A 13,757-nucleotide genomic window follows, 5' to 3' on the forward strand; every position below is an offset into this window, starting at 1 on the left:
CTACTTCTTGTCGCGGATGGCTTCGTCGAGATCAATTTTGTTGTTCTCGAGGACCGTTCCAATCGCGCGATCCAGCGCAACCCGCGCTTCTACATAGGTGCTCCGCGCGGCGACTTCGGTGGAGCGGGCCTGGGCCAGATAACTGGCATCCTGCACAATCACAAAATTCGAAGTCGCCCCAACGGAGAGACGGTCCTTATCCGCCTGGAGCACTTGCTCCTGGTATTCCCGGCTGTGAACAGCAGCGCTATACGCGGTACGGGCGACGTCCACGGCGGTGTAGGCGTTCTGGACTTCCGTTCGAACCCGGTTTTCTAGCTGTTGCAGGCGCGCCTGCATCTGGCGGAGTTGCAGCGTATCGCGCTGAGCGTCGGCCTGAGCGATGCGGTTGCGGATCGGGAGGGTGAGTTGAACACCCGCTTCGTAGATTCGTGCCGAAGCGCTCGCCGGATTGGTGATCGGGTTCGGAACTGATGGCGCCAGCGAGATTGCGCCGAGTGAACCTCGAGTCTGCAGGCTCCCAAAGAGATCGAGTTCTGGCCGCAAAGCGTTCTTCGATCCTTCCAGCGTTATCTGACCATTGGTCACCTGAATGATTGCCTGCGCCAAGTCAGGCCGAGCCGCCAGGGCTTGCGTCACTAGGTCATCCACAGACGCAAGATTTTCCGCAGTCGGAATATTGAAAACGTCGGTAGGTTCAATCTTCGCCGTCTTCAAGATGGCGTCGCCCGAACCGCGCCGGGCAAGCTGGCTCTTGAGAACATTCTCTTGCTGCGCAACGAGACCTTGCGAACGAACCAGATCGAGTTCACTGGAGGAGACCAGAGACTGCGAGCGTGTCAGTTCAAGAGGCGGCAATGTTCCGACTTCGACCTGCGACTGATTATCGGAGTAAAGCTGCTTTGCCGCGCGCAACGTTTCTTGCTTCACAGCCACGTCTTCTCGCAAACTGACGAGGTCCCAGTAAAGTCGAGTCACGCCAGAAACGATGTCAATGAGCTGCTGGCGGAAGATGAGGCGATTGATCTTCTGGTCGTTGTTGGCGATGCGAATGTAGCGGCGATTCACGCCGGTGCCGAACCCGCGCAGCAACGGTTGCGAGACGACAAAGATCGCGTTCGGCGGCGCGAAGTAGGGATTTACGGAAGAGCCGGTCGCGGTAAGAATTTGCGCGCTGTTATTCACTCCCGCCTGGAACTGAGTACCCGTGCTGAATCCCTGAACCAGGGATAGGTTCGTGAGCGTGTTGTCCTGGGTATCGGTTAGCGCGCTACCGGTGCCGACACCCGCGGTGGTAAGAAGCGGGTCGCGGCGGACCCAGCCGAGCTGGCCGATGAACGTGGCGTCGTACGCAGGCAAAGCTGGGCCAGGGGAAAATGGCGCGGCTCCCTGCAACGAGAGGTTCGTCTGCACCTGCTGAATCTGGTTCAACTGGAAGGTGTTGGTAATCGTCGGATTGGTGGGATTCACTGTGGCAGCCGCCGCGTTGAGCAGCGGACTGCCGGGACCACCCACTCCGGATGGCACCTGGGCTTCGGTAAAGTCAACGCCACGGGTAATCCCGCCACCCTTGGCCCGCAGGACGTCGGTTTCGCCGATGGCAAGATCGTAGCGGTGGATCTCGACATCGAGGTTGTTATCAACCGCGAGTTCAAGTGCGTCTTGCAGAGAAAGCCGCAGCACGCCGTTCTGCACCAGGGATGCGATCTTGCTGGCATGATCGAGTTCAAGATCGGGCACAGGACGGTACTGGTACGTGCGCAGGAACGGCATAAACCCACCGGACTGTGGGTGCTCGCGGTCCGGCATCGCCGTGCTGGTTTCAGTCTGCTGAATGGCATCGTTCGTCTGCGGTGCTGGCGCTGCCTGGGCAAAGCCCGTATCTGGCGCCACGGACACGAGAGCGAGGATCAGGGCAACTTTCTGGAATCGCTGCGGAATCATTGGCCGGAGTTCTTCTTCCCTGCGCCTTGTTGGCCTTGACCGTTGTTTTGCTGACCACTGGGTGGTTGCGCAGCGCCCGGCCGGGCGTTGTTCTGAGATGCGAGTTCATGCGGCGTCACTTTGGCGCCGTCGCGAGCGACATCGCTCGGATTGATGGCGACAAAATCGCCTTCGTTCAGCCCTTCGACGATTTCAAGCTGGGAGCCGAAGTCGCGTCCTACCTTGATCGGCACGAGGTGAACAATATTGTCCTGTACCGTGGCGACCATCGTGCCTTGCGATCGGTAAATCAGCGCGTCCGACGGAATCACGAGCGGCGGCATGGTGCGGACACTCTCGAAAGTAATCGTGCCGTACATGCCCGGCAGCAGCTTGCCTTCTCGGTTATCAATTTGCACTTCCGTGAGCAGCGTACGAGTGGCTGGATCAACCGCGTTCGTGGTGCGCGTAACCTTTCCGGCGAACTTCTGGTTCGGCACGGAGGTCACCGTGACGTCTGCGTTCTGGCCGGTCTGTACAAAGGCTGCGTAAGACTCAGGAATACTCACGAAGACGCGAAGACGGTTGATTTGGGCAACGCGGAACATCTCTCCGCCCTGCGCAAGCCCGGTCGCCGCGCCAGACGCATTCCCCTGTCCCGCGCCTGTCGTGGAGATGAGGGTCCCCACATCCACGTTGCGTGCGGTGACGATACCCTCAAAGGGCGCGGTGACTTTTTCGTAGCTCTGCAGTTTCAGCAAACGATCGAGGCTGGCGCGACTGGCCGTGACACTATTTTCCGCAGCCTTCACGTTTGCCATAGCAACTTCGTAGGTCGCTTCCTGCGTGTCGCCCTCTTGCTTGGAAGCGACACCGCGTTGGACCAGCACTTTGTAACGGTCCCAGGTAACGCTCGCAAGTTTGAGCTGCGCTTGTTGTTGACCAAGAACTGATTCGCTTTGGAGCAACGTGGCGCGGGCCTGGTCCACCTGCTGGTCGAGGTCGGGCGCATCAATAGTTGCGAGCAATGCACCTGCGTGGACGTGATCGCCAAAATCTACATTGCGCTTCGAGATGTACCCGGAAGCCCGCGCGTAGATGGGTGCTTCGACTACCGCCGTGATCGTCCCGGGAATACTGAGGTGCGATTTGGCGTCCGATCTCCGTACCTTGGTGACATCCACGGTCGGAGGCTGGCCCTGGCGTTCCTTCGCGTCCTCGCCGATCCGCTTGGTGCGCTCGTGTCGAGGCACAAAGCCGACAAGAAAAACGATCACGAGCAGAATTGCTGCAACGATGATCCAGAGCCGAATGTTGTGCGTGGTTTCGGCGTCGGTATGTTTCTCTTCGATTTCCAGTCGTTGATTGCTCATTTACGCCGTCTGCGGTTCTTCATCAATATTTGGCTCATGCCACTCTTCGTCAATTGCGCGGTCGTAATCCACCGGCGGTTTTTTACGGAGTAACGAGTAAACGATTGGCACGATGATCAAAGTACTCAGTGTTGCCAGGAGCAGTCCACCAATCACGGCGCGCCCGAGGGGTGCGTTTTGTTCGCCGCCTTCGCCCATCGCCAATGCCATCGGAAGCATACCAATGATCATGGCGAGGGCGGTCATGCAGACGGGACGGAGGCGCGTGTAGCCTGCGGAAATTGCGGCTTCGATACGATCTTTGCCTTCGAGGCGCTCGTCGTTGGCGAACGTCACAAGCAGAATACTGTTCGCGGTCGCCACGCCGATACTCATGATCGTGCCCATTAGTGAGGGCACGTTAAAAGTCGTTTGCGTCACAAACAACATCCACAAGATCCCTGCGAATGCGCCCGGAAGTGCCATTAGGATGATGGCTGGATCAATCCACGATTGGAAGTTTACGGCCATCAGCAGGTAGACGAAGATGATCGCGAACACAATGCCGATGCCGAGGCGGGTGAATGACTGATTCATCGTCAGCACCTGGCCACGCACCACGATGAACGTCCCCTTCGGCAGGTGACCATTGACGTCCGCAATGATCTTGTTGATGTCGCGAGCTACGCCGCCCAGGTCGCGCTGATCGGCGTCGGCATAGACGTCATACGTTGGCTGCACATTGTAATGATTCACGATCGCCGTGGAAACGGAGCGATGGAAGGTCGCGACGTTGCCGAGCAATTGCGGTGTCTGCGCGCCCGGTCCGGTGAGCGGCGTGTTTTCCAGCTTCTCCATCGAGTCAATCTTGTACTGCGGCGTTTGCACTGTAACCGAGTAGTTCACCCCGTTGGCGTTGTTCAGCCACTGGTTCGGTTGGGTCTGGAAACTGCCGCTGAGCGAAATGAGAAGCGAACTGGCGACGTCTCTCTGACTGAGCCCGAGTTGTTGCGCCTTGCTACGGTCCACGTCAACGTCAATTTCAGGATAAGCAATTTGCTGATGGATGTGGACATCCACGGCGCCGGGAATGATCTTCATGCGATCGCGGATCTCTTCGGCGATCTTGTAGTTCCCTGCCGGGTCACGACCGACGACCTGCACATCAATTGGTGATGGCAAGCCGAAGTTCAGGATCTGATTGGTGATGTTCGCGGCCGGGAAGAATGAGTCGGTCTGCGGGAACTTCTGTTCCATCATCGCGCGAATCTTGCGGATGTACTCCTTGGTAGGCCGATGGTCCTCTTTCAGCGCGATGAGGATATCTCCGTCGGAAACACCCACGCTGGATGAGTCGCTGAACGCCAAATTGATGCCGCTCGCAGGGAGGCCGATGTTGTCGAGGATCAGATCAGTCTCGTCGGCCGGTACGATCTTGCGGATTTCGGCTTCAACTTGCGCAAAGAGGGTCTCGGTCTCCTCGATGCGGGTTCCCTGCGGAGCGCGGACGTGCAAACGCATCTGTCCGGCATCCACGTAGGGGAAGAAATCTTCGCCGATTACAAGCGACAAAAGTCCTGAGCCCAACACGAACGCCGCGAAGACGATCAGCACGAAGGCGCGATGATAGAGCGCCCAGGTGAGGATCCCCTTGTACCACTCGCGAAAGCGTTCAAAGTGATGCTCAAAGCGTTGGTGTGTGCGCCAGATGAAGCCGCGAGAGTCTTTGGTGTCGGGATGTTCTTCCGTGTAGAGCGGGATCTCGGCGCCAAGCAGATAGTGCACCATCGTCGGGACGAGAGTTCGGGAGAGCAGGTACGAAGCCAGCATCGCGAAAACTACCGCCATCGCGAGCGGCGTGAAGAGATACTTGGCCGCACCGGTGAGCAGCACGACAGGCACGAACACGATACAGATCGAGAGCGTGGAAACCAGCGTGGGCACCGCGATTTGTTGCGCGCCGTCGAGGATGGCGCGCGTGAGCGGTTTCTTCATGCCCATGTTGCGATGGACGTTTTCGAGTTCCACCGTTGCGTCGTCCACAAGAATTCCGACGGCGAGCGCGAGGCCGCCAAGCGTCATGATGTTGATCGTCTCGCCGAGCGACGTAAGTACGATGATCGAAGTAAGAATCGAAAGAGGGATCGAAATACAGACGATCAGCGTACTGCGCCAGCTTCCGAGAAAGAGCAGGATCATCAGGCCGGTGAGCGCGGCGGCGATGGCAGCTTCACGCAGCACGCCATAAATCGAAGCGCGAACGAACAACGATTGGTCAAACTGCGGCGTGATCTTGAGATTCGAAGGCAGTGTGCTCTCAATGCGCGGCAACGCGTCCTTCACCTGCTGAACGATGTTCAGCGTTGAGGCTTTGCCGTTCTTCAAAACGGTCAGCATTGCTGAACGCTGGCCGTTCAACCGCACAACGTTCGCCTGTACTGCGAATCCATCGCGAACCTGGGCAACGTCCTTCATGTAGACATACGCGCCATTTACCGAGCGGATCGGAAGATCATTGAGTCCCTGGACCGTCGTCGGACTGCTATTGATGCGGACGAGGTAATCCTTATCGCCCATCTTCGCGTTGCCGGCTGGAAGGATGAGGTTCTGCGCGCCGAGCGCATTGGAAACATCCTGCGCAGACACCCGCTTCGCGTACATCTGCAGCGGGTCAATGTCCACCATGATCTGCCGCTGCTTGCCGCCATAAGGCAGTGGAATCGAAGCGCCCTGCACCGTAGCCAGCTGCGTTCGGATAAAGTTCGTGCCGTAATCGTAGAGCTGAGATTCGCTCAGTCCCTCTCCCGCAAGACCAAGCTGCAAGACCGGTACGGAAGAAGCGTCATACTTCACGATCGCGGGCGGAGTGGTTCCCGGCGGCAGAACCTTCAGGATCGTCTGCATGATCGAGGTGACCTGCGAGATCGCAAGTTCCACCTTGGCGTTCGGCTGGAAATAGATCTTGATGACCGCCACGCCGTTGTACGACTGCGACTCCATGTGCTCGATGTCGTTGACGGTGGTAGTCATGGCGCGCTCGGAGATGGTCACCATGCGCTTTTCCATCTCGTCAGGCGATAGGCCTGTGTACGTCCAGATGACGCTGACTACCGGGATATCAATGTAGGGAAAGATGTCTTTCTGCGTTGTGACAATCGAAGTCAGGCCCAGAATGAGGATGAGCAGGGATGCGACAACAAAGGTATAAGGGCGCCTAAGCGCAAGACGTACGATCCACATTTAGGGAAAACCATCCAACGAGCGCAAGCGTGAGGCCCACACCAGGGAACAGGCGTAATGATAAATGGATGATGGTCAGGGGAGTACCGGCTTCACAATGTTTTACCGGTTCACATTCTTTTACAAGCGGAGTTGCTAAGCGGTCTGTTTCAGCACAGCGGTCAAAGCTTTGAGGAGGTCGGCGCGTGTGAATGGCTTCTGCAGATAAGGCAGGCCATCGGCAACCAGTTCTTTCTGCGTGAGCGTGTCGTTGGTGTGGCCCGACATGTAGATGATTTGCAGACTGGGACGCTTGGTTCGCGCGATTTGAGCCAGTGAGCGGCCATCCATCTCCGGCATCACCAGGTCGGTAAGCAGAATGTCCACTTCGGCGTCGGAATTGATCCGCGCGACCGCTTCTCGGCCGCTCGACACCGCCGTCACTTGAACTCCGGCGGTCTGCATAAATTCAGTTAAGACTTCCCGCAACGATTGTTCGTCTTCCACGAGCAGAACACTTGCCTTAACCGAGACTGGTGCCTTCGGCATGTCCGTGTTGGCAGCTTCGGCGACCTGGCCCGGCATCGCCGGCAGATAAACGCGGAAGGTAGTTCCCTTGCCGGGCGCGCTCTCCACGCGGATTGTGCCGTGTGCCTGTTCGACCACTCCATACACCGTTGCCAGGCCGAGACCAGTTCCCTTGCCCGACGATTTCGTGGTGTAGAACGGCTCGAAAATGTGTTTCATCACTTCGGGACTCATGCCGTCGCCAGTATCCGAAACCTCAAGGCACACACAGTCTCCGGTGAGCGGGCGCGGGAGATCAGCAGGTGCGGGCTCGAGAGAAGTCCGAAGCGTGAAGCGGCCTCCCTTGGGCATGGCATCGCGAGAATTGGCGGCAAAATTCAGCAGCACTTGCTCGAGTTGACCGCGGTCCGCCTTGATCGGAGGCAGCTTGGGCGTGGCCATCACGCTGATGCGAACATCTTCCCCAACAAGCCGCTGCAGCATGTCCTTCACGCCGTATACAACAGCGTTCAGATCGAGAGTGGTTGGACTGATAACCTGCTTCCGGCTGAAAGCAAGAAGCTGACGCGTGAGCGCGTTAGCACGCTGGGTCGCACTCAGGATCTCGTCGACGCGTTTGCTCGCTCGAAGAGAAAGACTAGGTTCTTCCCGCAAAAGCTCCGCATACGCAGAAATGACGCCCAGCATGTTATTGAAATCGTGCGCCACGCCACCCGCGAGTCGGCCAACCGCTTCCATTTTCTGCGCCTGATAGAAGCTCTCCTCCAGGCGTTTTCGGTCGGTCACATCCACTGTGATGCCCGCAACCCGTCGTACTTCGCCATCGGGATCTTTCAGCGCGCGGCCGGAAGTGGCCAGCCATATGACGCTCGTATCCGGCCGGAAGACGCGGTACTCCACGTGATATTTGCTCGCCTCGCGGAATGCGTTCGCAACCGTTTCAAGAACACGGTCCTGATCGTCGGGGTGAATGGCGTTTACGAAATCGGGTGACTTGAAGATCTTGCCAGTGTTCGTGAGTCCGAACAGCCTTACCGCCTGGTCAGAACAAGAGAGTTCGTCGGATGCTAAATCCCAATACCAGGTCCCAACACCGGACGCATCCGTAGCCATCTGGAGGTTCGACTGGCTGGCCTGGAGTTGGCGTTCGATGCATTCGCGAACACCCATTTCGCGTTGCAATTCGTCAATACGCCGGGAAAGGCGTGTGGCGCGATGACGGACAGTCACCACCCAGCACAGCAGCGCTGCCACGGTCAGCGTGGCTGCGATCCAAACGTACACAAACACCTTCCCCGTAAAAAATAGTTCCGACTTGCTCTACATCCTAGCTCTTTCTCCTGTGGATAGTGGAGTTACGGGAGTACCCAAGTAAAACGGCTAGGGCAATAATCGACACAAAGTACGCTCCTTTCGGTACTCTCAGCCCAACGATCGTCTTTATAATGTTGGGGAATTCTCCTTTATCCATGCCAGCGACTGCGACGAAAACGGCTTCCAATGCGGGAAAAATCTGGATCCAAAGCCCTGCGATTGACTTGATCGTAGGATGCGGAGCGTGGTCGGCGCCACTGTTGTTGGTGTCGTACCTGGCGCTCTCGTCTCATGTGGCGACTTGGGCCATCGTATTTTATGCGCTCGCCCTCTTCTTTAACTACCCGCATTACATGGCGACAATCTACCGTGCCTACCATACGGCCGAAGATTTCCAGAAGTATCGGATCTTCACCGTGCACATCACGGGTTTGCTACTCCTTACGGCGCTGCTCTCGCACTTTTACGTGCGGATGCTGCCATGGATTTTCACCCTCTACCTGACCGCCAGTCCCTGGCATTACAGCGGGCAAAATTACGGTTTGTTCATGATGTTTGCGCGCCGGGCCGGTGCTTCGCCGAGCGGACGCGAGCGGTGGTCGCTTTACTCGGTTTTCCTGCTGACATATGCAATTCTCTTCCTGAATCTGCACGCTGGCCCTTCCACTGATCAGCTTTTCGTTTCACTGAACCTGCCAATTCTGTTTGTGCGCTGGGCGACGATCGCGCTGACCTTTGTCTGCATTGGGCTCTCGGCGTATGGCCTGAACGCATTGCGTCGGCAAATTGGCCCCAAAGCCATGCTGCCTTCGGTCACGTTGCTCTCCACACAGTTCCTCTGGTTCCTCATTCCCAGTTTGCTCGCAGCTTCGGGACGCTTGGTGCTCCCGCAAAGCCGATACAGTACTGGCGTGCTCGCGGTGATGCACTCCGCTCAATATTTGTGGATCACCAGCTACTACGCCAAGCGTGAAGCCACCACCGCGACGGCAAAGTGGCGGCCTGTCGCGTACTTTGCTGTGCTGATCGCTGGCGGCATCGCATTGTTCATTCCCGGACCATGGTTGGCCAGCTACGCCTTCCACTTCGACTTCACCAGCAGCTTCTTGATCTTCACAGCGTTAGTAAACCTCCATCACTTCATCCTCGATGGCGCTATCTGGAAGTTGCGCGACGGGCGAATCGCTGGATTGCTCCTGAACGCGCCCGCGAAGTTCGCGAAAGCTGCCGGCGATACCAGCGGAGCTCTCCTGCGTTTCAGCCGCTGGACGATTGGCCCAAGTACCGGCGCGCTCGCTCTGCGCGTCGGAATGATCTGCGGCTTGGTTGGGCTCGCGGTCCTCGACCAGACACGCTTCGTGCTTGGAATGAGCGTCGAACATCCGACGCGCCTGCAACGCGCAGCGTCGCTAAACCCGTACGACGCATCCGTTCAGTTGCGCATCGCGAAGGACGCGGCTGGTGCGGGTGACAAGGATGCCGCCTTGCTGGCGTTCAAGAATGCACAGAGCGCTCGCCCGAACGACACCTCCATCCGCGACCAGTATTTGCGCTTTCTCCTCGCGCAGCAGATGTATCCCGAAGCGTTTCAACTCACGACAGAATGGCTCGCGCGAACTCCGAATGACGCGGACTTGCTCGTGAATCGGGGAATCCTCGCGAACTATGTAGGCAATTCCGAAGCAGCCCATGCGAGTTGGGAGCAGGCGCTGAAGGTGGATCCTCGCCAGTGGAACGCGCACTTATATCTGGCGGAGCTCTTGCAGAGTGAGGGCAAACCGGCAGAGGCGCTCCAGCACTTCCGCGTGTATTTCGATTCTGTTGCCTCGCTGAAACCCGCAAACCGGCCAACCGCTGATGTCGTCGTCGGCGCCCTGATTCACATGGCGGGTTGCATGTCGGATACCGGCGACCAGTTTCACGCCATTCGCAGCTATGACACCGCAGAGCGTATCGCGCGTGAATCTGGAGACAAGCGGTTGCAAAGCCTCGTCGCGAGCAGCGCGGCAGATTTTCGCGATAAGCACGGCAGTTTCTCTGAAGCACTGCGCCTGTTCCAGCAAGCGCTACGAATCGATAGCTCGATTCCTTCGGCGGAGCTCGAAGCCAGGGACTTAATCAGCTACGCGGAACTCTTGCGCGAGCACCACTTGGAAAACCTCGCTTACGCCTGCCTGCTGCGCGCACATCTTTTGATGGAAGGAAATCAGGGAGTTCCGGAATTCGCGCGCGTCGAGAACAGCTTGAAAGAGTTGGAAAAAACCAGCGACGCCAAGCAGATCGCCGAAGTACAGCACGATCCAGATCGCGTCCTGGCGCAGGCATTGAATCTTCTGAACTGAATCCCCGGCATGTTTCTCGCACGCTCGTCAATGCTCGCGAGCAAACAAGTCCCTATTTGGACTTACACTGTGGTGGGACGTAACGCCGCCGGTGGGATAGAGATCGCGCGAAAACCCTGTAGTCTATTAGTGGAATGCATGACATTTATCTCCTCCTTAGAACCATCAGTGATTTGCGCGCCGAAGCCAGCCAACCAGAGGTCGATGTTCGCTTGAAGAAGTTACAACGCGAGATCGAAACGGAACTGGTCGAATCGCAAGAAGCGAACGAATTCGCGCAATGCTGATCAACATCCAGTAAGGATCGCGCCTGCGCGCGGCCCTGATTTGCAACGGGCCAATCCAATCGGAAAATACGAGCCGCCTTTCACATTTCACGAAAGGCGGCTCGTCGCTTTTGCTCAGTATTGTCCGTAACGTCCGCGCACTGATTCGATCAGCTTCGCAGAGTCGTAACCCACCCCATCCTTGAAGACGATCTCAACGTTTTCGATGTCATCAATCTTCTGTGCCGGATTTCCCTTCACCACCACGAGATCGGCGTTCTTGCCTGCGCCAAGTGAACCGATGCTCTCCTGCTTGCCCATATAGAGAGCACCGTTAAAGGTCGCGATTTTGATCGCTTCTACTGGCGCAAAGCCAGCTTCCACGAGTAACTCGATTTCACGCTGATCGCTGAAGCCTGGGTACGTTCCCCCGTTACCGGTGGGATCGGGCCCGGCGAGCAGCAACCCGCCAGCGCGGACAAAAGCCACTTCTAAATCCATGTCGCGACGAAACAGTTGCGCTTCATTCCCTTTGGACGTGGCGTAGCGACGGTTGCGCGCAAACAGATAGGCTTCTTTGGAGGGCGGCGAGAGGATGTCCATGTTGCGCTTCGAAAGCGCCGGACGCCCCGGCACGATATTTTCAAACACCGGCAGCGTAGAGGTAATTGCCACGTGCTTGCTGACGAGCTTCTCAATGAGTGCCTTGGCCTCAGCACCGTTTGGATCCATCTTCTCGAGCGTCGGTCCGCCTGCCGCCTTGGAGCACACATCCGGCGCTTTGTCAGGGTCCAGTTGAGTGTTCACCCAGAAGCCATGTTCAAGGTCGTCTATGCCCAAGTCGGCGGCTTCCGGATAGGTGACTGAGCAAAGATGACCGGTAATCTTCAACCCGCGGCGATGCGCCTCATCAATAGCCGCTTTCAGCTCATCGCGAGTGATGTTCATATAAGCCTTGAATGACGTCGCGCCCTGGTCCGCCCAAAACGCAACCGTCTTCCGCGCATCCTCCGCGTCCTTCAGCGGATGCATCTGCATGAACGGACTGCCCGACCCTTCGAGGTAGGGGCCGGTAACGTCCATGTGCGGACCAACCAGTTCGCCTTTGTTGATCAGGTCGCGGAGGTTGAGATCGGTGTACGGCTCAACGCTGCCGGTCGTACGCAGCGTGGTCACCCCCGCCGCCAGATAAAGCCTGGGCGAAGTGAACGTCATCTGCGGCACGATCAACGGCGGCTCGGAGCTGCCGTCGGCAGCCAAGTTCGGTCGCGCGATGTAGTACATATGGTCGTGCATCCCGACGATCCCCGGAAAAACCGTGGAACCGCGAAGATCGAGCACGGTTTCGTTTGCGCCGGCCTTCACGTCTGCACCAAGTTGAATCGCGGTGATCTTGCCGTTCTCGATCACGACGTTCTGGTCCTCGACAGGCGCTTTGCCGGTACCGTCGATCACGCGAACATGTTCCAGCACCACGCGCGCGGAATTCACCTTCACATAACGCTGCACATCTTCGCTGAGTTTCCCCTGCGCGGAGAGCATCGCGCTGCAGCAAACGAGTGCGGATATTGAAAGCAACAGCTTCATCCCATCCTCCCGACGAAAAGAGATACTAACCCATGGCGCCCTCGCCATCCCAAGCGCACCGTGTCGCATCGTTCATGAAGGAGGCGTCAACGATGCCAGAGCAGGAAACCCTCGAACGCGCGCAGCAGGACAAAGAAGAAGGCAAGGCTCCCAGCACCCAGGCCGGCGAATTCGTGAAAGAAGAAATGGACCACATCCGTGAGGGCAAGCACGGCGCCCGCTCCACCAAGCAAGCCATCGCCATCGGCCTTTCGAAAGCACGCCGCGCCGGCGTCCCGTTGAAGGCACCAGCCAAAGGCAAGACTTCCGAGCGCACCCGCAAACAAGCCGCACGCGACACGCGAAAAGGCCAATCCGCACGACCGAAGAAGGTCTCAGCCAAACGTTCGCGCGCCACGGAAAACGCGTTGAAGCGCGAAGGCCGCTCCGCCGCATCGCACACCGCGCTCTCCAGGCAAGCCAAGTCCGCAGCCAAAAAGCGCAGCGCTGCATCGCGCAGCAAAGCCGCAAAAAAAGCCGCCCGTACCAAGGGCGCAACCGGCCGCCGTACCGCCGCAAAGAAGGCCGCGCGTACGCGTAGCCGGTAAGAAACGTAATTACATCGCCCTGTGACCCATCTCACGCGGTTCGGTGCCGCGCGTCACAGCCGAGACAATCCTCCGCGCGATACTCTCCTCGCCGTGGGGATCACCAACCGCTTCCATCTCCCGCCGCCCACAATGGCCGGCCACAGGACACGTGTCCCCAAACACCACCGTTTCGCCTCCTCGCGTAAGCCGACACCACCGTCTCCCCTTCCACCACCCTCTCTTGTCATCCAGAGGAGGGCGTCAGCCCGACGTGGGATCTGCTGTTCTGCCGTGCGGCCAGCCCACACCAATCTCTCCCCCGCACCACCCTCTCCTGTCATCCTCGAGGCGCGTCTGTCGCGCCGAAGGATCTGCTGTTCTACCCGGCGTAAGCCGACACCATCATCTCCCCTTCCACCACCCCCTCTTGTCATCCAGAGGAGGGCGCGAGCCCGACGTGGGATCTGCTGTTCTGCCGTGCGTAAGCCGACACCACCATCTCCCCTTCCACCACCCCCTCTTGTCATCCAGAGGAGGGCGCCAGCCCGACGTGGGATCTGTTGTTCGCCAGCGCCACCCTAACTCCTTCCCCCTCAATATTTTCCCCGTAACCCCCGCGCCCTCAATATTTTGCGAAGAAAACACCCTCTAACCTTC

7 protein-coding genes are annotated in these 13,757 nt (G+C 58.0%); 2 read left to right on the forward strand and 5 right to left on the reverse strand.

The annotated features are described in order from the left end of the window. The 4 genes from ACID345_RS13150 to ACID345_RS13165 form a co-directional block, all read right to left on the reverse strand. Nucleotides 1-1,944 carry a TolC family protein gene (locus ACID345_RS13150; RefSeq protein WP_011523353.1) on the reverse strand — a complete coding sequence of 648 codons (1,944 nt, stop codon included), beginning with the start codon at nt 1,942-1,944 and terminating at the stop codon, nt 1-3. After that, entirely contained in the window at nt 1,941-3,296 is a 1,356-nt protein-coding gene (locus tag ACID345_RS13155; protein ID WP_011523354.1) for an efflux RND transporter periplasmic adaptor subunit, read from the reverse strand. Before ACID345_RS13155 ends, ACID345_RS13150 begins: the two co-directional genes overlap by 4 nt. Further along, nucleotides 3,297-6,515, reverse strand: a complete 3,219-nt coding sequence (locus ACID345_RS13160; RefSeq protein WP_011523355.1) for an efflux RND transporter permease subunit — start codon at nt 6,513-6,515, stop codon at nt 3,297-3,299. A gap of 135 nt (nt 6,516-6,650) precedes the next feature. Next, complete coding sequence (locus tag ACID345_RS13165) at nt 6,651-8,306, reverse strand: ATP-binding protein (protein WP_011523356.1); 1,656 nt, start codon at nt 8,304-8,306, stop codon at nt 6,651-6,653. Between the two features lie 185 nt (nt 8,307-8,491). Between ACID345_RS13165 and ACID345_RS13170 the strand changes: the two genes are divergently transcribed. Then, complete coding sequence (locus ACID345_RS13170; RefSeq protein WP_011523357.1) at nt 8,492-10,678, forward strand: tetratricopeptide repeat protein; 2,187 nt, start codon at nt 8,492-8,494, stop codon at nt 10,676-10,678. A gap of 401 nt (nt 10,679-11,079) precedes the next feature. Here ACID345_RS13170 and ACID345_RS13175 read toward each other — a convergent pair whose 3' ends face one another. Next, nucleotides 11,080-12,531 carry an amidohydrolase family protein gene (locus ACID345_RS13175; protein WP_011523358.1) on the reverse strand — a complete coding sequence of 484 codons (1,452 nt, stop codon included), beginning with the start codon at nt 12,529-12,531 and terminating at the stop codon, nt 11,080-11,082. 92 nt (nt 12,532-12,623) lie between these two features. Between ACID345_RS13175 and ACID345_RS13180 the strand changes: the two genes are divergently transcribed. After that, the gene (locus tag ACID345_RS13180; RefSeq protein WP_011523359.1) at nt 12,624-13,118 is read left to right on the forward strand and encodes a DUF6496 domain-containing protein; all 495 of its coding nucleotides are present in this window, start codon (nt 12,624-12,626) and stop codon (nt 13,116-13,118) included. Nucleotides 13,119-13,757: the final 639 nt, after the last annotated feature.

The sequence above is a fragment of the Candidatus Koribacter versatilis Ellin345 genome (assembly GCF_000014005.1).
GTDB classification, from domain to species: Bacteria; Acidobacteriota; Terriglobia; order Terriglobales; family Acidobacteriaceae; genus Korobacter; species Korobacter versatilis_A.